General features: G+C 57.2%; 23 protein-coding genes, 1 rRNA gene and 1 other RNA gene. 3 read left to right on the plus strand and 22 right to left on the minus strand.

Going from position 1 to position 23,293, the window contains the following annotated elements; genetic code table 11:
- Positions 1-7: 7 nt before the first annotated feature.
- The 9 genes from mraY to rsmI form a co-directional block, all read right to left on the minus strand.
- Complete coding sequence (gene mraY, locus HLUCCO03_RS15105; protein WP_027831053.1) at positions 8-1,093, minus strand: phospho-N-acetylmuramoyl-pentapeptide-transferase; 1,086 nt, start codon at positions 1,091-1,093, stop codon at positions 8-10.
- Positions 1,078-2,466, minus strand: coding sequence for a UDP-N-acetylmuramoyl-tripeptide--D-alanyl-D-alanine ligase (murF, locus tag HLUCCO03_RS15110; RefSeq protein ID WP_027831052.1), 1,389 nt, complete (start codon positions 2,464-2,466; stop codon positions 1,078-1,080). The genes mraY and murF overlap by 16 nt, the downstream gene beginning before the upstream one ends.
- Positions 2,463-3,947: a UDP-N-acetylmuramoyl-L-alanyl-D-glutamate--2,6-diaminopimelate ligase gene (locus HLUCCO03_RS15115; RefSeq protein WP_027831051.1), complete on the minus strand. Its 1,485-nt coding sequence runs from the start codon at positions 3,945-3,947 to the stop codon at positions 2,463-2,465. The genes murF and HLUCCO03_RS15115 overlap by 4 nt, the downstream gene beginning before the upstream one ends.
- A 4-nt stretch (positions 3,948-3,951) precedes the next feature.
- The gene (locus HLUCCO03_RS15120) at positions 3,952-5,691 is read right to left on the minus strand and encodes a penicillin-binding protein 2 (protein ID WP_027831050.1); all 1,740 of its coding nucleotides are present in this window, start codon (positions 5,689-5,691) and stop codon (positions 3,952-3,954) included.
- A gap of 27 nt (positions 5,692-5,718) precedes the next feature.
- On the minus strand, positions 5,719-6,126 hold the full coding sequence (ftsL, locus tag HLUCCO03_RS15125; protein ID WP_036197285.1) for a cell division protein FtsL: 408 nt from the start codon (positions 6,124-6,126) through the stop codon (positions 5,719-5,721).
- Between the two features lie 13 nt (positions 6,127-6,139).
- Positions 6,140-7,120 (minus strand): 16S rRNA (cytosine(1402)-N(4))-methyltransferase RsmH, encoded by a 981-nt coding sequence (gene rsmH, locus HLUCCO03_RS15130; RefSeq protein ID WP_027831049.1) that lies wholly within the window; start codon positions 7,118-7,120, stop codon positions 6,140-6,142.
- Positions 7,117-7,569: a division/cell wall cluster transcriptional repressor MraZ gene (mraZ, locus tag HLUCCO03_RS15135; protein WP_027831048.1), complete on the minus strand. Its 453-nt coding sequence runs from the start codon at positions 7,567-7,569 to the stop codon at positions 7,117-7,119. The genes rsmH and mraZ overlap by 4 nt, the downstream gene beginning before the upstream one ends.
- A 304-nt stretch (positions 7,570-7,873) precedes the next feature.
- Positions 7,874-8,235: RNase P RNA component class A (gene rnpB, locus HLUCCO03_RS15140), an RNA gene on the minus strand.
- Positions 8,236-8,305: 70 nt separating this feature from the next.
- Positions 8,306-9,172: a 16S rRNA (cytidine(1402)-2'-O)-methyltransferase gene (rsmI, locus tag HLUCCO03_RS15145; protein ID WP_027831047.1), complete on the minus strand. Its 867-nt coding sequence runs from the start codon at positions 9,170-9,172 to the stop codon at positions 8,306-8,308.
- Positions 9,173-9,222: 50 nt separating this feature from the next.
- On the opposite strand from rsmI, the gene HLUCCO03_RS15150 reads away from it, so the two are divergent.
- From HLUCCO03_RS15150 to HLUCCO03_RS15160, 3 genes are read left to right on the plus strand one after another with little or no spacing between them, the layout of a single operon-like run.
- Complete coding sequence (locus tag HLUCCO03_RS15150) at positions 9,223-11,226, plus strand: penicillin-binding protein activator (RefSeq protein WP_292016733.1); 2,004 nt, start codon at positions 9,223-9,225, stop codon at positions 11,224-11,226.
- Positions 11,227-11,244: 18 nt separating this feature from the next.
- A complete protein-coding gene (locus HLUCCO03_RS15155) occupies positions 11,245-11,619 on the plus strand; it encodes a YraN family protein (RefSeq protein WP_027831046.1) in 375 nt (124 codons plus the stop codon).
- A gap of 2 nt (positions 11,620-11,621) precedes the next feature.
- On the plus strand, positions 11,622-12,212 hold the full coding sequence (locus HLUCCO03_RS15160; RefSeq protein ID WP_027831045.1) for an SIS domain-containing protein: 591 nt from the start codon (positions 11,622-11,624) through the stop codon (positions 12,210-12,212).
- Between the two features lie 67 nt (positions 12,213-12,279).
- Here the strand turns inward: HLUCCO03_RS15160 and HLUCCO03_RS15165 are convergent, their stop codons facing one another.
- The 13 genes from HLUCCO03_RS15165 to rrf all read right to left on the minus strand — a co-directional run.
- Complete coding sequence (locus HLUCCO03_RS15165) at positions 12,280-12,699, minus strand: ClpXP protease specificity-enhancing factor (RefSeq protein ID WP_197025641.1); 420 nt, start codon at positions 12,697-12,699, stop codon at positions 12,280-12,282.
- A 56-nt stretch (positions 12,700-12,755) separates the two neighbouring features.
- A complete protein-coding gene (locus HLUCCO03_RS15170; protein WP_027831043.1) occupies positions 12,756-13,385 on the minus strand; it encodes a glutathione S-transferase N-terminal domain-containing protein in 630 nt (209 codons plus the stop codon).
- 109 nt (positions 13,386-13,494) lie between these two features.
- On the minus strand, positions 13,495-14,250 hold the full coding sequence (locus tag HLUCCO03_RS15175) for a cytochrome c1 (RefSeq protein ID WP_027831042.1): 756 nt from the start codon (positions 14,248-14,250) through the stop codon (positions 13,495-13,497).
- Positions 14,250-15,482 (minus strand): cytochrome bc complex cytochrome b subunit, encoded by a 1,233-nt coding sequence (locus HLUCCO03_RS15180; protein WP_027831041.1) that lies wholly within the window; start codon positions 15,480-15,482, stop codon positions 14,250-14,252. The genes HLUCCO03_RS15175 and HLUCCO03_RS15180 overlap by 1 nt, the downstream gene beginning before the upstream one ends.
- Positions 15,482-16,078, minus strand: a complete 597-nt coding sequence (petA, locus tag HLUCCO03_RS15185; protein WP_027831040.1) for a ubiquinol-cytochrome c reductase iron-sulfur subunit — start codon at positions 16,076-16,078, stop codon at positions 15,482-15,484. The genes HLUCCO03_RS15180 and petA overlap by 1 nt, the downstream gene beginning before the upstream one ends.
- 240 nt (positions 16,079-16,318) lie before the next feature.
- Entirely contained in the window at positions 16,319-16,711 is a 393-nt protein-coding gene (gene rpsI / locus HLUCCO03_RS15190; RefSeq protein WP_027831039.1) for a 30S ribosomal protein S9, read from the minus strand.
- A 12-nt stretch (positions 16,712-16,723) separates the two neighbouring features.
- Positions 16,724-17,152, minus strand: a complete 429-nt coding sequence (rplM, locus tag HLUCCO03_RS15195) for a 50S ribosomal protein L13 (RefSeq protein ID WP_027831038.1) — start codon at positions 17,150-17,152, stop codon at positions 16,724-16,726.
- 241 nt (positions 17,153-17,393) lie between these two features.
- The gene (locus HLUCCO03_RS15200) at positions 17,394-18,182 is read right to left on the minus strand and encodes a TatD family hydrolase (protein WP_027831037.1); all 789 of its coding nucleotides are present in this window, start codon (positions 18,180-18,182) and stop codon (positions 17,394-17,396) included.
- A 16-nt stretch (positions 18,183-18,198) separates the two neighbouring features.
- A complete protein-coding gene (gene prfC / locus HLUCCO03_RS15205; RefSeq protein ID WP_027831036.1) occupies positions 18,199-19,779 on the minus strand; it encodes a peptide chain release factor 3 in 1,581 nt (526 codons plus the stop codon).
- A gap of 92 nt (positions 19,780-19,871) precedes the next feature.
- Complete coding sequence (gene rimI, locus HLUCCO03_RS15210) at positions 19,872-20,366, minus strand: ribosomal protein S18-alanine N-acetyltransferase (RefSeq protein ID WP_027831035.1); 495 nt, start codon at positions 20,364-20,366, stop codon at positions 19,872-19,874.
- A 3-nt stretch (positions 20,367-20,369) separates the two neighbouring features.
- Entirely contained in the window at positions 20,370-21,173 is an 804-nt protein-coding gene (locus HLUCCO03_RS15215; RefSeq protein ID WP_027831034.1) for a hypothetical protein, read from the minus strand.
- 22 nt (positions 21,174-21,195) lie between these two features.
- Positions 21,196-22,743: a 2-isopropylmalate synthase gene (locus HLUCCO03_RS15220; RefSeq protein ID WP_027831033.1), complete on the minus strand. Its 1,548-nt coding sequence runs from the start codon at positions 22,741-22,743 to the stop codon at positions 21,196-21,198.
- Positions 22,744-23,200: 457 nt separating this feature from the next.
- Positions 23,201-23,293, minus strand: a 5S ribosomal RNA gene (rrf, locus tag HLUCCO03_RS15225); the annotation flags it as partial.

A 23,293-nucleotide genomic window follows, 5' to 3' on the forward strand; every position in this document is an offset into this window, starting at 1 on the left:
TGCTTCCCTATCTCAATTTAAGGCTGGCAAGGCCAACCAGGACCAGTACAACAGTGACGACCCAGAAGCGCACAATCACGCGCGGCTCGGGCCATCCCTTCAGTTCAAAATGATGATGCAATGGCGCCATGCGGAATATCCGCCTGCCGGTCAACCGGAACGACGCCACCTGCAGAATCACGGAGATGGTTTCCATCACGAACACACCGCCCATGATAAACAGCACGATTTCCTGCCTAACGATGACCGCAACCACGCCCAGGGCCGCCCCCAGTGCGAGCGCGCCCACATCCCCCATGAAAACCTGGGCCGGATAGGTGTTGAACCACAGAAAGCCCAGGCCCGCTCCCACCAGTGCACCGCAGAAAACAATCAATTCCCCGGTACCCGGCAGGTGGGGAATCAGCAAATAATCGGCAAACTGGGCGTGGCCGGACACGTAGGCGAAAATCCCCAGAGCCGCAGCCACCATGACCGTCGGCATGATCGCCAGCCCATCCAGGCCATCGGTGAGGTTGACCGCGTTACTGCTCCCAACAATCACGAAGTAGCTCAGCAGAATGAACAGCACCGGCCCCAGTGTCAGCGATACGTTTTTCAGGAATGGCACGTAGAGCGACGTTTCCTGCGGCAGTGAGGAACTCATGAACAGCGCCACCGCCGCTGTTGCGCCGATCACCGACTGCCAGAAATACTTCCAGCGGCCGGGCAGACCGCGGGGGTTACGCTCCACCACCTTGCGATAATCATCCACCCAGCCAATGGCCCCGAAAAACAGGGTGACCAGAATCGCAATCCAGACATACCGGTTATTCAGGTCAGCCCACAACAGTGAACTGACACCCACAGCCACCAGGATCAGCGCACCACCCATCGTGGGCGTACCGGCCTTGCTCAGATGGGTCTGGGGGCCATCGTCCCGGACCGCCTGACCGATCTGGTACTGGCTCAGTTTGCGAATCATGAACGGACCGATCAGCAGGGAAATCAGCAACGCCGTCAGCACGCCGAAAATCCCGCGTACCGTCAGGTACTGGAAAACCGTCAGCGCGGAAAAATATTGTGAAAGAGCCTCTGTCAGCCAGAGCAGCATGTGTTACCCACCTTTTCTTTTATTCCCTCCACCACGCGATCCATGGCGGAACTGCGAGAACCCTTGACCAGTACCGTCTGTGAACCGGCAGGCCCCTCAAACAGACGACGCACAGCATCGTCATGGGTCGCACATACCTCAGCGGTATCTCCGTACCCGTCTGCATAACCTTCACAGCCATCGCCCACAACCAGCAGACGCTCGATACCCCGGGCCCTGGCAAATTCCCCAACCTCACGGTGGAGCGCCAGGCTATCGGGCCCCAGCTCCGCCATGGCACCCAGCACAGCAACACGCGTAGCAGGGCGGGCCGCCAGCACATCCAGTGCCGCCTTGATGGATGAGGGATTGGCGTTATAGCTGTCGTCAATAACCGTCAGACCGGCCGACAGCTCAAGAATCTGCAGGCGCCCTTTTACCGCTTGCATGGATGCGAGCCCCTGCCGCACGGCCTCATCACTGGCACCCAGATCGCGGGCTGCCGCTATTGCCAACAGGGCGTTGGTCACGTTGTGCTCACCATGCAAAGGCAGGCTCACATCACAGGCCCAGCCCTGAGGACCGCAGGCCCGGAAGACCAGCGCGCCGCCGTCACCACGGATACCCTGCGCGAAGTAGTCTCCACCGGTACCGGGCTGCCTGCTGACACTGGCGATCCGGCGGGCCCCTGCTCTCTGCTGCCATTGCCCGAACGCCGGGTCATCCCTGTTAAGCACCACCAGGCCGGATTCCACAACGCCATCAATGATTTCACCCTTGGCGCGCACAATATTCTCGTAGCCTCCGAACCCCTCCAGATGGGCCTGCCCCGCATTGGTCAGGATTGACACATCCGGGCGCACGATAGCCACGTTGTGGGCAATTTCATTCAGCCCGCTGGCGCCAAGCTCGATGACTCCGTATTCATGTTCGGGCTCCAGCCTGAAAAGGGTCAGCGGAACACCGATGTGGTTATTGAGGTTGCCCTCGGTAACCAGCGTATTACCGGTCCGGGAAAGAATTGCGGCGACCATTTCCCGCACCGTGGTTTTGCCACTGCTGCCGGTAATGGCAACGAAACGCGCAGGACTGACGTCACGATTGCCTGCCGCGAGTCGTGCCAGCGCCTCAATGGTGTCTGCTACCAGAATCTGCGGCAGGGCCACATCCGGATTGACCCGGTCCACTACCGCGGCGACAGCACCCGCCTTCCTGGCCACCTCCAGGTAGTCATGGCCATCGAAGTTCTCGCCTCGCAGCGCCACGAACAGGTCACCCCGGACGATTCTTCGGGTATCAGTGGAAACGCCCTGGAACACCAGCCCGTCAAGGCTGCCGGCTGCCCTGCCATGAAGCCAGCCCAGTGCATCGGTGAGGGCGAACGGCTGCATCATGCGACACCTCCATTCAGTGACAGAGCATGCCGAACCTGCTCGGCATCGCTGAACGGAACCCGCTGCCCTGCCATTTCCTGCCAGGCTTCATGGCCCTTACCGGCGACCAGGACGATGTCCCCTGCCACCGCTGAGTGGATGGCCTGGCGAATGGCTTCGGCACGGTCGTGAATAACGGCAACCCGCCGGGGGTGACGGAACCCGGCTACAATATCGGAAGTGATGGCAGCCGGATCTTCGTTGCGGGGATTGTCGTCCGTTACGATGACAACGTCGGCTCCGTTTTCCGCTTCCCTTGCCATCTCCGGACGCTTGCCGGTGTCGCGGTCGCCACCGCAACCGAAGACACAGAACAGGCGACCACTCACGTGAGGGCGCAAGGCTGCCAGGGCACTGTTCAGGGCATCCGGAGTGTGGGCGTAGTCCACAACCACACGAACACCGTTTGCGCCGGCAAACGGCTCGAGCCGTCCCGGCGGTGTTGACAGTCGCTCGACGGCGTTCTGCACCCGCTCAACCGGAACACCCAGGCTGAGTACCGCCGCCATGGCCGCCAGAATGTTACTGACATTGAAACTGCCCAGTACCGGCGCTGAAATTCTGAATCGGCCCCATAATCCGTCGACACTGGCCTCAAACCCATCACCGGACGGTAAAAACTCAGTCAGCCAGAGCTCGGTCTGGGCCTCGTGCAGACTGTAGCGGACACGGTCGCACTTGCCCTCAAGCTGTTCATACAACTGCCGGCCAAAAGGATCATCAAAGTTAACCACGGCAAAATGCAGTTCCTCGCGTTCGAACAGGCGGGCCTTGGCTGCACCATAGGCCTCCATGGAGCCGTGATAATCCAGGTGATCCCTGGTGAGGTTGGTGAAGACTGCCCCGGTCATGGTCAGGTTATCAATACGTCCCTGGTCAAGGGCATGGGAAGAGACCTCCATCGCCGCCGCGCGCCCACCCTGGGCAAGAATCCGTGACAGGACACGGTTGACCTGAACTACATCCGGTGTTGTGTGGGCACCTTCCTGCAATGCTCCGGGCATGCCGTAGCCAAGTGTGCCGATAACACCGCAGGGGGTGCCGGTTTCCTGCAACAGGGTGGCAATATAATGGCTTACCGAGGTTTTGCCGTTAGTGCCCGTCACACCGAGCAGGCGCAGTCGCTGGGACGGGTGCTCGAAGAACCGGTCTGCGATCTTTCCGAGCTGGGCTCTCAACCCTGCCACAGGCACAATCAACGCGCCCTCATGCTCATGGCATTCAGCCGGCTGACTCACTTCCAGCAAGACAACAGTGGCACCGGCACCGATGGCCTGTTCAATATAATGATCGGCGGGCGTTCGGGCGCTGGCCAGGGCAACAAATGCATCACCGGCCCTGACTTCCCGGCTGTCGGTTTTCAGGCCATGGATAGTGACATCAAACACCGATGGCACCGGCGCGATCCCCTGCAACAATGTGCTGAGTGATGTAATACACATAACCCTAACCCCGCTCCCCGGCGGCCCTGCGTGACGTCTTGGCCTCGCCCAGGTCCAGCTCCGGCTTTACATTCAGCAGCCGCAATGCATCTCCCATCACCCTGGCGAATACCGGTGCGGCCACTTCGCCACCGTAATACTCTCCGGACTGGGGCGCATCCACCGCCACAACTGTGACAATCCTCGGATTGTCGATAGGCGCCATACCGGCAAAAATTGCCTTGTACTGACTTTTTTCGTATCCACCTTTTCCTACCAGGTGAACCGTTCCGGTTTTGCCACCGGCCGAATAGAATCCCGGCTGTGCCCGCTTCCCGGTCCCGTTCTCCACCACTTCACGCAACATTTCTCTTACCTGGAATGAGACGTCCTCGGAAAGAACTCGTTCCCCCACCGGTGGCTCTTCTGCCTTCAGCAGGCTTAACGGATAGCGAATCCCGCCATTGGCCAGCACCATGTAAGCCTGTGCCAGCTGGAGCGCGTTAACGCTCATACCGTAGCCGTATGACAGAGTGGCCTCTTCGACAGGTCTCCATTCCGGTGGCGCTGGCAGAACGCCAACCGCCTCCCCGGGAAACCCGATACCCGTGGGCTGCCCCAGCCCCAGGCGGGCGTAAAGATCCCTGATCGCATTGCCCCCCAGCTCGGTGGCAATCTTGCTGATGCCTACGTTGCTGGATTTCGCAATCACTTCCTTCAGGCTGATCACGCCATAATTCCGGTTATCCCGGATCGTAAAACGACCGAAGCGCCGAAACCCCGGCGCCGTGTCTATTGTGCTTGAGTCCGTGAACTTTCCTGATTCCAGGGCTGCCGCCATGGAAACGGGCTTCATGGTTGACCCGGGTTCAAACAGGTCAGTTATTGCCTTGTTTCGCAACCGGTCGGGGCTGAGCTGGGTCCGGTCGTTGGGGTTGTATGACCCCTGATTCACCATGGCCAGCACTTCACCGGTGTCCACATCCAGCATCACCAGGGTGCCGCCCCGGGCGCCGTGCGCACCAACGACAGCCTTGAGCTCCCGATAAGCCAGGTACTGCAACCGCAGATCAATACTGAGCGACAGATTGCGGCCGGGTTTGGCATCGCGAATCAGGGTCAGATCCTTGATCACGCGGCCGCGATTGTCCTTGAGAACGCGCTTTCGACCACTTTCACCACTCAGCCACTGGTTGTAGGCCAGTTCAATGCCTTCCTGGCCACTTTCATCAATATCGGTAAAACCGACCATATGGGCCGTCACTTCGCCGGCGGGATAGTACCGACGATATTCCTGCCGGCCGTACAGTCCGGGGATGCCCATGGCGAGGACCTGCCGGGCAATCTCTGGCTGCAGCTTGCGGCGCAGGTAGATAAATTCCTTGCCGGCGTATGTACGCAGGCGCTCCCTGAGACGCGCCTCCGGAAGGCCCAGTAAACGGGCAACGTTTGCCAGTGCGGGTTCTTCCGCGTTGATTTCGGACGGATTTGCCCAGATCGTCTGGACCGGCGTACTGACCGCCAGTGACTCACCATGACGATCCGTGACAACGCCCCGGTGCGCATCAATACTTTCCACACGAATGGTTCGCACATCCCCCTGCTTGCGCAGGAACTCGTTATCAACAACGTGAAGATCGACCAGTCGCCACGCCAGCACACCCACCACCAGCAGAAAAACACCCAGCACAGTGCCATACCGCCAGGCTCCGAGCCCGGCAGCCAGTCGCTGGCCCCATGATGCTGTCTTTCCCTGATCGGACAATGTTGTCACCTTACGGTTTATTGTTGTCTAGCGTGCCCCGACAAGCGGCGCCATCAGTGGCACCAGAACGATGTCCTGTTTGCCGGGCACCACCATGTCAAAACGCTCTGAAGCCAACTGCTCCACCCGGCCATGTGCGCTCAGCGCACTCTGTTCCAACAACAACTGACTCCATTCACGCTGGTAGTTATCACGCTGTTCCTGAAGCTGCGACAGTGAATTGAACAGCTCTCGATTCTCGTGGGCGCTGACGACCACACCCAGCGATGACACCACCAGGAGCACCACCAGTGCCGTGGATATCAGCACGCGCTTCTGCTGAAGTGCCGCAAATACCTGCTGCGACAGCCGTAGAGCCGTAACAACACCACCCCTGACACGCTGCTTGTTCAGCCGTGCAGTCTTTGTTGGCCTTTCAATGGCTACCGCGCCCATGGCTACGCGCTCCCTAACTGTTGTGTTGCTTGTGTTGGTCCGGAATCCGTTCGAGGACGCGCATAACCGCGCTTCTCGCCCGTACGTTGTCGCTGACTTCTTCTGTATCTGCCCTGTTGGCCTTGCCGATCAGCCGGAATTCTGACGCTTCCTGCTCAGCGGTCACCGGAACCCCCTTGGGTAGTCGCGGGCCCCGGGCCAGATCGCGCATGAACCGTTTCACCAGCCGGTCTTCCAGCGAGTGAAAACTGATGACCACCAGCCGTCCGCCGGGAACCAGCCTTTCAACCGCCACACGGAGCCCGGCCTCAAGGTCCTCCAGCTCCCGGTTGATAAAAATGCGGATCGCCTGGAACGTCCGGGTGGCCGGGTGTTTGTGCTTTTCTTTTTTGGGAACCGCCTCGCTGACCAGTGAGGCCAGCTGATGCGTCGTCTCAAGTGGCGTCTCTTTACGACGCTCTACAACGAGACGGGCGATACGACGGGAAAATCGCTCCTCGCCGTATCGCCAGATCACATCAGCGATGTCTTTCTCTTCGGCCTCTGCGAGCCACTGCGCCGCGCTTGGCTCCCGGCCCGGGTCCATTCTCATATCCAGCGGGCCATCCCGCATAAAGCTGAACCCTCTCGCTGCGTCATCCAGCTGCGGGGATGAAACACCAAGATCCAGCAACACGCCATTAACCTTCGTCCATCCCTGGGCGTCCGCTGCCGCTCCAAGATCGGCAAACGACCCGTGGAAAGAACAGAACCGTGGATCTTCCGCTGCCAGGTCACCGGCAACCCGAATCGCTTCCGGGTCCTTGTCGATACCCAGCAGCTTCCCACCCTGGCCAAGCTGGCCCAGAATCAGGCGGCTATGGCCGCCCCGGCCAAAAGTGCCATCGATATAAACGCCTTCCGGATCGTTAACCAGTAACTCAACCGCCGAATCCAGCAGAACGGAGCGGTGCCGGTATTGCCCGGCCGGCTCCTGCCCGCGACCGGCGGTCATAGCGACAGTGCCTCCATCTCAGGGGGCATTTCGTCTTCATCCGAAGACTCATCCAGCCAGGCGAACCAGCGCTCTTCACTCCAGAGTTCCAGCTTTTTGCCCTGGCCGATCAACATCAGCTTTTTCTCAAGACGGGCATAACTGCGCAGCGTAGGCGGCACCAGGATACGGCCTGCTGAATCCAGTTCCAGCGGCGTTGCATGCCCCAGTAACAGACGCTGCAGCCTCCGGGCTGCCTTGTTCATGTTGGGAAGCGCTTCAATTTGTGGCCTGAGTGCCTCCCACTGGGGTTCCGGATAGACCAGCAGACAGCGCTCTTCATCGGCATTGGCCGTCAATACAATGCGGCCACCACAGGCATGCGCGAGCTCTTCACGCACCCGGGCGGGGATCGCAAGGCGACCCTTCGCATCCATATTGATGGCATGACTGCCAAGAAAATTGCTCATTTGCACCTATTCCGGGGTTCTTAAACCACAAATAACCACTAGAAACCACTTTTTCCCACTTGTGCACACTATAGAAACACGCAATACACAATGCAAGCGCCATGAATGGCGCCACACCCGGGAAAGTTCCTTTTATGACAAGAGGTTACAGAACAAGATTGGCAACAGGCCGGAGATTACGGAAAAGAAAAACCCAAAAATCAATCACCTGCAGAGAGAACTGAAGATGACAAGTGAGGTCTAAGATTTTTTGGCTATAAAAGTCTGCTGGTGAGAATGACAAATGTCACACAATGAGGAAAGAAAAAAGAGCTCGCCGGTAAGCCGGGTTCTGTCTGGGACAGTCATTCATCTAGGGCCTGCGTCACCACAGGCCTCAAGCGACCTACCCGAATCCAGCGCGGGCCGCGCCATAGGATTCCTATTTGGTCTTGCTCCAGGTGGGGTTTACCATCGCCGTGAACTGTTGCCAGTCACGCGGTGCGCTCTTACCGCACCATTTCACCCTTACCGGTGACCGTGAACATGTCACGACCACTTAGGCGGTATACTTTCTGTTGCACTTTCCGTCGGCTCACGCCGCCCAGGCGTTACCTGGCACCTTGCCCTTTGGAGCCCGGACTTTCCTCCCCCGGTTAAACCGGCGGCGACTGTCTGGCGAGCTCGGGCGAGACCATACTCCAGCATCGGGTGGCAGGCAAGGAAAACAACACTGAAAGGCGGCAATGAGCGCCCGTCACCCTGCCTTCATTTCCAGCGCACGCTGGTAAAGCTCGTTCTTGGAACTTCCAGTCAGCTCCGCCGCCAGTCTTGCTGCCTTCTTGACCGGCAATTCCTTCAGCAGCAAAGCAAGCACCCGATCCACTTCAACTGAACCTGCCGCAGCTTCGGCATCGCTGGCTCCGTGAACCATAACCACAAATTCTCCACGACTGCCGTGGGGATCCGCCTCGAGTACGTCGCCTACCGAGCTGGCAGACCCCGCATAAAACGTCTCGAAGGTTTTGGTGAGCTCCCTGGCCAGCACCAGCTCCCGCTCACCTCCCAACACCTGCCCGATATCCCTTACGGTATCCACGATTCGGTGCGGCGATTCGTAGAACACAAGGGTTGAAGATTCTCTGGCCAGACGCTCGAGTGCGGCTTTTCGCGCCCCCGGCTTTGCTGGCAGAAAGCCCTCGAACAGGAACCGGTCGGTTGGTAAGCCGGCGGCACTCAGTGCCGCGACGAGCGCACAGGCACCAGGCACCGGGCTGACGCGAAATCCCCGGGCCCGCGCTTCCCTGACCAGTACAAAACCGGGATCGGAAATCAGCGGGGTTCCGGCATCGGAAATCAGGGCAACATCCTCGGATGCCGCCAGCCTTGCCAGAACCTGGCCGGCCTTGTCCCGCTCGTTATGGTCATGCAGAGCCATCATGGGCTTGCTGATCCCCAGATGCTGAAGGAGCCGGCCGCTGTGCCGGGTGTCTTCCGCTGCGATCACGGCAACCCGTGATAGAATGGCAGCCGCCCGGGGAGACATGTCGTCCAGATTACCGATAGGGGTAGCCACGATATATAGCGTGCCAGATTGCTCTGGCCGGTCGTTCTCCGATTTCACGAGTACCTCTCTTTGCCCTGGTGCATGACACCAACGTCATGTGAATTCATGTGGGAGCTGTTAAACTTGCGGGCCTGACCAAGCAAACCATTGACAGGAAGCCCGGCGGAATCAGGGCTTCCGGCATGATGCCGCCGATTACCCGGCGCCACAAGCGTAATAACCCGGAGTATTGTGAGCCAGCCATGACCATAGACCGCCCGAACCTGAGAATCGCCGCCCTGCTGGTGGCGATGGTACTGCTTTTTGCGGGTTGCGCCAGTGTGAACCTCGAATCTCATGTCGCCGAGAATGCCAACGAGGCACTTGACGTCGCAGCAAGTGAGACCGACCGGAAGGAAGCGCACAGGTATCTGTTGGGAGCCGCGGACAGGTTCCAGAACCGGAACCAACACCGGGATGCAAGAACACTTCTGCAAAGCAGTCAGTTTGACGGCGCTGACGAAGAAACGGCCAATCAACTGATACTCCTGTCAATGGCAAGCGCGACCGCCCTGGAGGATGCCCGCTGGGCACGAGACATTGCGTCTGAGATCACCCCGGAACATTTTCTCAACTACGAACAGAATCTGATCAGCCGGGCCGCAAAGCTGCAGGCAGACACCTATCAGCTTGCCGACGACAACCTCGCGGCCGCTGTTACCCTGATACTTCTTGCCGAAGCAGACCCGGATGCCGACACCCAGTCTGTCCATGATGCTATCTGGCAGAACCTGAAAGAAACCTCAGATTCAGAATTGTCAGACAAGGAGGGACGGGCTATCGGCTATGAGGCCCAGGGTTGGCTTGAACTGGCAGGCATCCTCAGAGAACCGGGAACCAATCTGGACGAACAGGGCAGAATGATCCGCAGCTGGCAAAATAACTGGCCTGACCACCCTGCAGCGGAAACACCTCCTGCCGAGCTGCAACTCATCGCCAGCCTGGCAGAGACACGCCCGGAGAGAATTACACTGGCAGTGCCTCTGAGTGGCCCCCTCGCCAGCGCCGGTGCGGCCATCCGGGACGGCTTTTTTGCCGCTTACTATGAAGACCAGTCAGCCGATCGCGAGAAAATCAGCATCCAGGTTGTCGACACCTCCGATAACGACTTCCCCCAGCTTTACGAAGAGCTGGCCAATGAAAACCAGGATCTGATCGTGGGTCCGCTGGAGAAAGACTCCCTGGCCTCCCTTTCTGACATGGACTCACTGCCGGTTCCTGTTCTTGGGCTGAACTACCTTCCCGCCGACGCCAGCGTGCCTTCAGGGCTCTACCAGTTTGGCCTCTCCGCGGAAGACGAAGCGAGGCAGATCGCAGACCGCATGACCGCAGAGGGCGTAAAACAGGTTCTGGTACTTATTCCCGCCGGAGACTGGGGTGACAGGCTCGAAAAGGCCCTGCTTGAACGCCTGAATCAGAACGAAGGCGTAGCGCTGGACATCGAGCGTTATTTTCGCGAAGACAACCTGCGAGCGGTAACCGCCGACCTGCTGGGCATAAACGTGTCTCGCGATCGGGCCATTGAGGTTGAGCGCACGGCGGGCATCAACGTGGAGTTTGAGCCTCGGCGCCGGCAGGATGCGGACGGCATTGTGATGGTTGCCGAGCCCACGATTGCAAGGCAGTTCAAGCCACTGTTCGCTTTCTATTTTGGTGGCAACCTGCCGGTATACTCGCCTTCCATGGTCTACGAGGGCAATCCGGATCCATCCCGGGACAGGGATCTCAACGGCGTGACGTTTACCGATACGCCATGGATCCTGGCAGAAGACAATCAGTTCCGAAGCGTTGTAAAAGAGGCCATGCCGGATCTCAAGGGACAGCTTGGGCGTCTGTTCGCCATGGGCTCGGATGCCTGGACCCTGAGCAAGCGCCTTCCCCTGTTACGACAGGTTGAAGGCGCAACCATTGAAGGCCAGACCGGAGATCTGACCATGACCCCTGAGGGCAGCATTCACCGGGAACAAATGTGGGCCCGGTTCCGCAACGGAACGCCAGAGAGACTGCCAGCACTGGAGAAATCCTCCGGGACAGAAATACAGGAAGTTACGGAAATACTCCCACAGGAATAACAGGGACAAATACAAGCCATGGATGGCCCCGGAAAAACCAGAAAAGCAACCGGCAATCATGCAGAAGGTGTAGCTGCACGCTATCTTGTGAGCCGTGGCATCAACATTCTGGATCGAAATGTATTCAGCCGCGGCGGTGAGATCGACCTCGTCGGTTTTGACGAAGATACCCTGGTATTTTTTGAAGTGCGTTACCGGGGCCACGGCAGCCTGGCCGGTGCAGCCGAATCCATTACCCCCACGAAACAGAAACGACTGCTCCGGGCTGCCGCGTTCTACCTCCATAAACATGGCCTTTGGAATGCCTGCAGCCGGATAGACGTGGTTGCGATCGCACCGGGCGAAAACGCAAAATACCGGATACAATGGATTAAAAATGCCATTCAGGTCTGACTATGACGGATACCGAACAACAGATAAACCAGTGGTTCGCCAATCACATGGAACACACGGCACATGCCGCCAGCTCCACAGCCCCCGGCATAGCGAGGGCTTCGGACGCTCTGGTGGGCGCACTGCTCAGTGACGGGAAAATCATTACCTGTGCCAATGGTAACGCCAATATTCTCGCCCAGTACTTCTGTACCGCCCTGCTGAACCGGTTTGAGCAGGACCGTCCGGCACTGCCCGCCATCAACCTGGGAGCGGACGCAACCACCTACTCGGCAATCTGTCGCGACAATCGTTTCAACGACACATTTTCCAGACAGGTACGTGCAATTGGTAAAGCCAATGACCTGCTCATGGTCTTTGTGGACGACGGGCACAAGGCCAACCTGATTCAGGCCATTCAAGCTGCCCATGACAGGGAAATGAATGTGGTGGTTCTGAGCGCCAAGGAAAAGACCGATATTACGTCGCTATTGCACCCGGAAGATCATGAGATTGCGCTGGAAAACCTTTCCCCGACCGCATCAACTCCGATCATGCTGGTTATCATCAATGCCCTTTGCAGCCTGATCGACGAAAAGCTCTTTGGCGGATAATAAAAAAGCCAGCTGATAAAATCAGCTGGCTTTTCAGAACGGGACTGCACTCAACTCCAACGATGCGTTATTTCACCACCTTGAGCGTGGGCCGGCCACTCGGCCGATCGCCATTTTGTCCCTGTTCACTACTGTTGTCCGCATCCCTGCCCCCGGGACCTTCCGGATCCGGAGAGCCCGGCTCACTGCCAAACACCATGCCCTCGCCATTTTCCTTGGCGTAGACGGCCATGACCGCCTGCAGAGGGATAAACACCTGCATGGGTACTCCGCCAAAACGGGCACTGAACTCCAGCGCACCATTGCCAATAACCAGGCCACGGACAGCTCCCGGGCTGATATTGAGCACAATCTGCCCATTTGCAACGTGCTCGGTAGGCACCTGGACACCCTGCACGCCTGCATCGACGACAATATAGGGTGTGCAGTCGTTATCGAGAATCCATTCATTGAACGCCCTGACAAGATAAGGGCGACTCGATGTCATGGTTATTTTGCTATCAGGCACTGCCTTTCTCCTGAACCGGTTTCAGGCTCTGTAAATCAGCTGCGGATATCCTCTTCCAGGTCCGACAGGCTTGCTTTGAAACCTTCACGGCTGAAAATGCTATCCATATACTTTTGAAGTGGTTTTGCCTGTTTTTCATTAAGCTCTATACCCAACGACGGCAAACGCCACAGAATCGGCGCAATACAGCAATCCACAATGGTGAACTCTTCTGACAGGAAAAACGGCATCTCACCGAACAACGGCGCCGTGGCCAGCAGACTTTCACGAAGTTCCTTGCGCGCGGCATCGGACGCCTTGGCATTGGGCTGTGCAAGAATCTGATCCACCAGCCCACACCAGTCTTTCTGGATGCGGTGAATCATCAGCCGGCTGTTCGCCCTGGCAACCGGGTATACCGGAAGCAGCGGCGGGTGCGGAAAACGCTCGTCAAGGTATTCCATCATGATGTTTGGCTCATAGAGCACAAGATCACGATCCACCAGCGTTGGCAGGGCATTGTACGGGTTCAGATCGGCCAGCTCTCCCGGAGGGTTGTCCGGATCAACATTGACGACGTCAACCGTTACACCCTTTTCTGCCAGCACAATACGGACTCTGTGGCTGTAATGACTGGCCGGGTCCGAGAAAAACGTCATTGATGACCGCTTGGTCACAACGCCCATAGAACTACCTCACGATTTTGACTAACCGAATTGACCCTGAAAAACGCAAAAATCCAGCGGGCCGGCAATTGCCCGCTGGAACTCAGGGGTAAGGATTATACCTGAAATCTCAGTGCACGTCCTTCCAGTATTCGCGATTGAGCAGGTAGGCAAAGATAAAGAAGATCGCCACGAAAATCAGGGCAAACATACCAAGCCGCTCACGCTCAACTTTTATCGGATCCCCCATGTAGGACATGAAATTGGTCAGGTCGTACATGGCACTGTTAAATTCCGCCGGAGACATGGAGCCCTCGGTTTCCCACTCCGGGCAAATATCCGAATTCCGGACATCACCACTGAGAGGATCAACACTTGCCCCTTCGCCAATGCGCGGCTCTACCGCACAGAGCCCCTGCAAATCAGCCATGACATGAGGCATACCAACGTTGTCAAAGACCACATTGTTCACACCCAGCGGACGGGTATCGTCCTTGTAGAAGCCTCGCAGGTAAGAATAGATCCAGTCCTCACCGCGAAGACGGGATTCCAGCGTCAGATCTGGTGGCGGTGCGCCGAACCACTCTTCAGCCATATCCTTGCTCATGGAGATCTTCATCAGCTCACCGATTTTGGCACCGGTGAAGATCAGGTTCTCTTCGTAAAGCTCGGGAGGAATACCCAGGTCATCCGATACCCGCTTGTAACGGGCGTACTCCATGGAATGACATCCCATGCAGTAGTTGGTGAACAGGGCCGCTCCACGCTGGAGAGACTCCTTGTTGGTATGATCCGGCTCCATTGTGTCCAGCTTGCCGGATGGAGCAGCTGCCAACCCGAGAGCCGGCAGGATTACTATGAAAAGACCAACTATCAGCTTTCTCATTATCCTGTCACCCTCTCTGGAACTGGCTTTGTTTTCTCCATACGCGTGTAGAACGGCATGAGAATGAAGTAGAGGAAGTACAGCGTTGTCAGAATCTGCGCAGTAATCGTACGCCCCTCCGTTGCCGGAACAATACCGAGATAGCCCAGGATGATGAAGCTCACCACAAAGATTGCCAGGGCGATCTTGCTCAGCCAGCCCTTGTAGCGCATGGAGCGTACCGGGCTCTTGTCCAGCCATGGCAGCACAAACAAGATGGCGATGGCCGCACCCATCACGACAACACCCCAGAACTTCGCATCCAGACCGAACAGATCAACCGTAACGGCACGCAGCATTGCGTAGAATGGCGTGAAGTACCACACAGGCGCTATGTGATCCGGCGTCTTGAGGGCGTTCGCCGGCTCGAAGTTCGGTTTCTCCAGGAAAAGGCCACCCATCTCCGGGAAGAAAAACACCACGATAAAGAAAATAAAGAAGAACACGCCCACACCCAACAGATCGTGAACGGTGTAATAGGGATGGAAAGGAATGCCGTCTTTGGGCACGCCGTTTTCATCCTTGTTCTTCTTGATGTCGATGCCGTCAGGGTTGTTTGAACCCACTTCGTGCAGCGCGAGGATATGCAAAACGACCAGGCCGAGAAGGACAATCGGCAATGCGACGACGTGCAGGGCAAAGAACCGGTTCAGGGTTACACCGGAAATCAGATAATCGCCCCGAATCCACAGTGAAAGATCATCACCAATCACCGGGATGGCACCAAAGAGGTTTACGATAACCTGAGCACCCCAGTAGGACATCTGGCCCCAGGGAAGGAGATAGCCCATGAAGGCTTCGGCCATCAGCACCAGGTAGATCAGCATGCCGAAGATCCAGATCAGCTCCCGGGGCTTCTGGTACGAACCATACATCAGACCCCGGAACATATGGAGGTACACAACCACAAAGAACGCCGAAGCACCGGTTGAATGCAGGTAACGGAGCAGCCAGCCCCACTCAACATCACGCATGATGTATTCAACCGAAGCAAAGGCACCCTCTGCAGAGGGGTTATAACTCATGGTCAGCCAGATGCCCGTGATCAGCTGATTGACCAGCACCAGCATGGCCAGGGAGCCGAAGAAATACCACATGTTGAAGTTTTTGGGCGCGTAATACTTGCCCAGGTGCTTGTTCCAGGCGTCAACAATGGGAAGACGCTCATCAACCCAGTTCACTAGCTTGTTCATTACGCTGCCCCCTCAGGATCCAGACCGACAGTCAGAGTATTGTCGTCGTCAAAGCGATAGGGAGGCACCTCCAGATTCGTTGGTGCCGGCATTCTCGGAAAGACGCGGCCAGCGAGATCGAATCGTGAGCCGTGACAGGCGCAATAGAATCCACCAAGCCAATTATCACCGAGGTCGGCAGGCGCCACCTCGGGCCGGAACGTCGGAGAGCACCCAAGATGCGTACAGATGCCAACGAGAACTGCATAATCGTCCTTGAGCGCACGCAGTTCGTTGTCAATATAGGCCGGCTGCGTCGCATCCTCGGACAGCGGATCTTTCACACGCTCATCCAGCTTGCGAATGTTCTCATTCATTTCGTCGGTGCGACGAATGATCCACACCGGTTTTCCGCGCCACTCAACAGTCATCTGCTGACCCGGATCAAGCTTGCTGACATTGACGGATACCGGTGCACCGGCTGCTTCCGCTTTTGCACTGGGGTTCCAGGATGCTACGAAAGGCACGGCCGCACCGACGACGCCGACACCACCCACCACAGACGTGGCACCGATCAGAAACCGGCGCCTGCCTTGGCTCACGTCGCCATTATTCATTATGGTTCTCTCCCATCAGGCGACATGCAGCCCCGAATAAAGGGAACCTGCATATCGAAAAGGACTTCTCTCAACCCAAAAATATAAGCGCTCAAATGGTAATGAAATTACCCCGCCCTTACAAGTCGGAAAGGTCTCGAGCCGGGCCATTACCTGTTCCGGATCAAATTGGTACTGATTTTCCAACCCATAAAAAAACCCGGCCAAGGGACCGGGTTCTTCGAGCCTGCTCCAGCAAAATTAACGCTTGGAGAACTGGGGACGCTTACGCGCCTTGCGCAGACCAACTTTCTTACGCTCGACCTCACGGGCATCACGGGTGACGTAACCCGCTTTGCGCAGTGCCGGGCGCAGAGTTTCATCGTAGTCCATCAGGGCGCGAGTCAGGCCGTGGCGAATAGCACCAGCCTGACCACTGATACCGCCGCCCTTGACAGTGATGTTGATATCAAAACGGTCAGTAGAATCGGCGACAACCAGTGGCTGACGAACGATCATACGCAGGGTATCACGACCGAAGAACTGCTCGATGGTGCGACCGTTGATAGAGATGTTACCGCTTCCCGGCTTGATAAAAACCCGAGCCGTGGATGTCTTGCGGCGACCAGTACCGTAATTTTGTGCTACAGACATATCCGCCTTCCGTTAAATGTCGAGTTCTTTGGGCTGCTGGGCTGCGTGAGGATGCTCAGCGCCGGCATAAATTTTCAGCTTCTTGAACATGGCACGACCGAGCGGACCACTGGGAAGCATGCCTTTGACAGACTTCTGGATGATCTGCTCAGGAGCCTTGTCGACCAGCTTCTCGAAGTTGATGGACTTGATTCCACCCGGAAAGCCGGTGTGACTGTAGTACATCTTGTCAGATGCTTTTTTGCCGGTAACCCGTACCTGACTGGCATTGATAACCACAATGTAATCACCAGTGTCGACGTGAGGGGTGTACTCAGGCTTATGCTTGCCCCGCAGACGACGGGCGATTTCAGTTGACAGACGACCCAGCGTCTTGCCGGCTGCGTCTACAACGTACCAGTCACGTGTTACTGTTTCTGGTTTCGCACTCAGAGTCTTCATTGATTCCGCCTTGAACGCTATATAAGAAACGTTAAAAACCACCACCGGTAAATGCTTGGCATCCGGAGGAGGTTCTTTACCTGTATGTTATGCGGCAGTGACATCATTCGGGGCTGAGATGATGGCATCGCCTTGAAAAGCCAGGGCGCGAAGTATATCCGAACCAAAAAGGAAAGCCAACCCTGAAGCGGACTGTTTCGTTATTCACGTATCCTGTCGACGTTTCCGCCCGATAATCCCGTTAACGCTCGGACGGCCCGATTTCGTTCCAGCCATACAGCCGCTGCACGTTTCCCAGCAGGGAGCGCGCCAGATCCTCCCTGGCAGCACCGCGCAATTCGGCCAGGGCATCCAAGATCAGTGGCAAACAGGCTGGAGAATTACCCCCTGGCTCCACGCCCTCAGGAGCCATATCCGGAGCGTCTGTTTCCAGAACCAGGGCATCGACCGGTAGCCGGGCGATGGTATCCCGGGTCTTGCGAGCCCGGGGGTGGGTGATAACGCCGCCAACTCCAATAAAGCAGCCCAGATCAATCAGCTTCGCGGCTTGCTGGTAGCTTCCGGAAAATCCATGCACAAGTACCCTGCCCCCGAAACGTTTCCGGCGCAGCACTTCGTAAACCTCGTCGTGGGTCTTCACGGAATGAATCACCAGGGGAAGGTGTGCCTGAGTTGCGATATCAACCTGGGCCTCGAACCAGGGGTATTGGCTACCGAGGTCGCCGTGCAGGCGATCAAGCCCGCACTCACCCAATGCCACACAGTGGCCATGATGCTCCATCAGCGCACCGCGCAATGCACTGAGGTCTTCCTCTTTATGCTCATCCACATACCAGGGATGAATGCCGAGGCAGTAATAAAGCCCTTCGTATTCCGCAGCAACACGGCTTACCCTGCCCCAGTCGCGGCGTCGCACACCGGGAATCACCAGGTTAGAAAGGCCGGCGCAACGAGCCTCTTCAAGCACTGCCTCGCGACGCCCGTCAAATTCCGGGAAGTCGAAGTGGCAATGTGCGTCGATGAGTCTCATTCACAGCCTCAATCAGCTAGTGCTCCCGGGTTTTGTGGAAGCTGATATCCGGATGCCGCTCCTGGGCCAACTGCAGATTGACCATTGTCGGGGCGATGTAGGCAAGACGATCACTGCCATCCAGTGCCAGAAAATCATTGGCCTTGCGCGCGAATTCATCGAGCTTGCGCTCATCGCTTGCCGTCACCCACCGTGCGGTGGCCACGTTGATCGGCTCGTAGACCGCATCAACCTTGTATTCGCTCTTGAGGCGGCTGACCACCACATCAAACTGAAGCACACCGACTGCGCCGACGATCAGGTCATTGTTGCGCAGTGGACGGAAAACCTGAACTGCCCCCTCTTCGGCAAGCTGAATCAGGCCTTTTTGCAGTTGTTTGGATTTAAGGGGATCTTTAAGGCGAATCCGCCGGAACAATTCCGGGGCAAAGTTGGGGATACCGGTGAACTTCATCTCTTCACCGGAAGTGAAGGTATCACCCAACTGGATCGTGCCATGGTTGTGCAGACCAATAATATCACCGGCATAGGCTTCACCCGCATGTTCCCTGTCACCCGCCATAAAGGTAAGCGCATCGGAAAAACGGACATCTTTGCCAATACGAACGTGACGAGCCTTCATGCCCTGACTGTATCGGCCTGAGACAATCCTCAGAAACGCCACCCGGTCCCGGTGCTGGGGGTCCATGTTTGCCTGAATCTTGAACACGAATCCGGAAAACACATCTTCAGCCGGTTCCACCAGGCGCTGATCCGTTTCCCGCGGCTGCGGTGCCGGCGCCCACTCCACCAACCCGTCGAGCATATGATCGACACCGAAGTTACCCAGTGCGGTACCGAAAAATACCGGCGTCAGCTCACCGGCAAGGAACGCTTCCAGATCAAATTCGTGGGAGGCACCTTTCACCAGCTCGATCTCGTCCCTCAGATCATCGGCATAGCCACCGAGAACCTTGTCCAGTTCCGGATTATCAATACCGCTGATAACCCGCTTTTCCTGAATCATATGTCCCTGCCCGGACTGATAGAGAATCACTTCATCCCGCGTCAGATGGTAAACGCCCTTGAAATTCTTGCCCATGCCAATCGGCCAGGTAATCGGCGCACAGGCTATTTTCAGAACGTCTTCCACCTCATCCATCAACTCAACGGGATCCCGGGTATCCCGGTCCAGCTTGTTCATGAAGGTAATAATCGGCGTATCCCGCAGCCGGGTTACTTCCATCAGTTTGATCGTCCGCTCTTCAACACCCTTTGCACTGTCGATCACCATCAGACAGGAGTCGACAGCGGTCAGTGTGCGGTAGGTGTCCTCGGAAAAATCTTCGTGGCCTGGAGTGTCCAGCAGGTTTACCAGCCGACCACCATAAGGAAACTGCATTACCGAAGTCGTAACCGAGATGCCCCGCTCTTTTTCCATTTCCATCCAGTCGGATTTGGCGTGCTGACCGGATTTCTTTCCCTTTACCGTACCTGCCTTCTGTATGGCCTGGCCAAACAGAAGGACTTTTTCTGTAATCGTGGTTTTACCGGCATCCGGATGCGAGATAATCGCGAATGTGCGGCGATGGGATACTTCGCTGGCAAGGCTCGTCATAGTTGGTAAAAACCTGAATCGGGGAGACTGTGAAAACGGTCGCCATTATAAAGACAATAGCCTGCTCACGCGAATAGGTGTCAGGCGGGGCACTAGTGCCCGGGGGCACCATCAACAGGCAGCGCCATCACCAGCGCATCTTCCCGCTCACGCCCCCCGGGGTAATAACCGGGCCTTCGGCCTATGACAGAAAAGCCTTCGCTGGCATACAGGTTCATGGCGCTGGTATTGCTGTCCCGAACTTCCAGAAGAACCCGGGACATGCCATCGCGACCGGATTCCGCCACCAGATGCCGGAGCAGACGCCGGCCGGCACCGGATCGCCTCTGCCCGGCCGCAACACAGAGGTTGAGAAGGTGCGCCTCACCTGCCATGTAGGCAACCACTGCGTAACCTGTAAGGGTATCGCACATTTCCAGGGCCCAGAGGCGGTAGTCAGGACGGAAACAGCCACGGAATATCGCCTCACTCCAGGGAAAGGAATAACCCTGGCATTCGATATCAAGCACTTCCGGCAGGTCGTCCTGGCTCAGCGACCTGATTGCCATATCCCCGACTTCAACCTCGCGGTAGACACTCCGGGACATGGCTCAGACTCCGACAGCAGATTTCAACTGCTGCCACAGCTCGCGCTTGTACGCAGGCACAGCGGCAAGCTCCGCCAGGCTCCTGGGAAAATCGACCAAGGAAGCCCCCAGGGCGGAGGTAAGCCACTCTGACCGCCCCGAAGGCATGTCATCCGGCAGAACCCCCAACAAAAGCAGTTTTCTGGAACCGAACTCTTTACTGACGGAGCGAAGAAGCCCCTGGAAATCGTCCAGGCTATTGCCGGGCACCCTGGGGTTTCCAAAAACCGGCCAGCGAACATGGCAGGCTTGCTCCGGAACAGATTCCCCCAGCGACGCAAGGATATTTTCAGCCAACGTCTCCTGTAGTCGTCCACTGGCCTCGTCAGAAACTCTACTGACAAGCACCAGCCGCTCCGACACCCAGAAACCCAGGTGGGTCTCAATCCGCACCTGAGAATCAGGCTCGGCGACTGCCTCTGAAGCGGGCAACTCTTCAACCGGCGAGGCGTTATCAGTTTCAGCTACCGGTAATTCTGCAGGAGTCGCAGGCACTACCCTCTTATCAGTCTCCGTTTGATTGCCTGCCATCAGTGCCTGTATCCCGGCAATTCTGTGTCTGCCGCTGCCATCACCCACGGGGCGCGGCCTCGAAGGCTGCTGGGGGCGGGGCACGAAAACATCCGGTTCAGGTTCCGGTGCGCTATCCTCAGCCGGGAAACGGTACTCCGGGCTGGGCGCAGCGCCAGGCAGCGGCTCACGGGCATACCAGAGCCGGATCCCCGCCTGCCCCAGATAATACTGCCGCTCAGACTCTGACATCATCATGCTACTGATCCGTTGCCAATACTCAGACGTCGGCTCCCTGTGGATGCTGCCGGACACCGCCGCGGCTGATCAGGTTGAGAGCCTCGATGTAGGCTTTGGCAGACGCGATGATGATGTCGGTATCCGCCCCCACGCCATTTACGATGCGACCACCCCTTTCCAGCCGCACAGTGACTTCGCCCTGCGCATCTGTGCCACTGGTAATGTTATTGACGGAATAAAGCTGAAGGTTACAGCCTGAATCCACCAGGGACTCAATCGCCTTGAACGTCGCATCGACCGGGCCGCTACCCTCGGCCTCAACCTTATGCTCCTTTCCATCCATCAGCAGGGTCAGCAAGGCCCTGGGGACAACACCGGTTTCGGAACAGACCTGCATGGTCACCAGGCCGTAACGGCCATCTTCTTCCTGACGTGTATGGCTGGCAATCGCCTGAAGATCTTCGTCGAAAATCTCATGCTTGAGATCCGCGAGCGCCTTGAACCGGGTAAACGCTTCGTTGAGCTCTGTTTCCGTTTCAAACTGGATGCCGAGCTCAAGCAGCCGTGAACGGAAGGCGTTGCGGCCGGAGTGTTTGCCAAGCACCAGACTGTTGGTGTGCCAGCCTACATCCTCCGCTCGCATGATTTCATAAGTTTCGCGATGCTTGAGAACGCCATCCTGATGAATACCCGACTCGTGCGCAAAAGCGTTGGCGCCAACAATGGCCTTGTTGGGCTGCACAGGAAAACCGGTAATGGTAGACACAAGGCGGGACGCCGGAACAATGTGCTTCGTATCAATACGGGTATCGATAGTGTAAAGATCCTGCCGGGTCCTGACTGCCATCACCAGTTCTTCCAGGGAGGCATTACCGGCACGCTCACCAAGCCCGTTTATGGTGCACTCAACCTGACGGGCGCCACTGCTTACCGCAGCCAGGGAGTTTGCAACGGCCAGGCCGAGGTCATTGTGGCAGTGCACGGAGAAGACTGCCTTGTCTGCATTGGGAATACGGTTCAGCAACTGGCGGATAGTCTCGCCGAACTGCTCGGGGATGGCATACCCCACCGTGTCAGGAATATTTATAGTGGTTGCGCCGGCGTCAATCGCCGCCTCAATGATACGGCAGAGAAAATCCAGCTCGGAACGACCAGCGTCTTCGCATGAAAACTCAACATCGTCTACATGACTGCGGGCCCTTCTTACCGACCTTACCGCCTGTTCAACCACTTCGTCCGGCTGCATCTGCAGCTTGTGCTTCATATGGATGGGCGAGGTTGCAATAAAGGTATGTATTCGGCCCCGTTCTGCAGGCCTTATTGCTTCGGCCGCACGATCAATATCCTTATCCAGGGCCCGGGCAAGACTGCAAACGGTGGAGCCCTTGATTGACTCGGCAATGCCCTTGACCGCCTCAAAGTCACCCTGGCTAGCTATTGCGAAGCCGGCTTCGATCACATCAACACGGAGTTTCTCAAGCACCTTCGCTATGCGTAGCTTTTCTGCTTTCGTCATCGTGGCGCCAGGGCTCTGTTCACCATCACGCAAAGTGGTGTCAAAAATAACGAGGTGATCTGTCGCGGGCATAGCGATCTCCGTGGGAACAACTGAACAGGTGTTTTCGCAGAGTATATCACTGAGTCGGTGGTGGAGGGGTAGTGAGCTGGAAACGGCAGCCCGAAACAGGGCGCCCGTCCTTACCTGAGGGTCTTGGAGTAGCCTATGGCCAGTGCTTCGCACTGGGATGACCTACTTTGCTCAGGCCTGCGGCCTTCGGCCCTTCGGGCCCGCCGTCGCTATGCTCCGGCGTCCTGCGCTTGCCGTTGGCAAGCTTGTCACATGGGGCCTGGAGTAGCCTGACACTGGCAGCGCGTTGCGCTGCAACGATGACCCGGGGCACCCCGAGACGGGGCGCCCGTCCTTACCTGAGCGAGCGATGCTCGCTCTGCCTTCGGCACCGGTGCGGACACTCCCGTAGGTCATCCCTTTCTGTCAGCTAATAAAAAACCCCAGTACCGGTTGGTACTGGGGTTTTGTATTAGGAGCCTGACGATGACCTACTCTCACATGGGCAGAAGCCACACTACCATCGGCGCTGGTCTGTTTCACTGCTGAGTTCGGGATGGGATCAGGTGGT

The sequence above is a fragment of the Marinobacter sp. HL-58 genome (assembly GCF_001314605.1).
Classification (GTDB): Bacteria; Pseudomonadota; Gammaproteobacteria; order Pseudomonadales; family Oleiphilaceae; genus Marinobacter.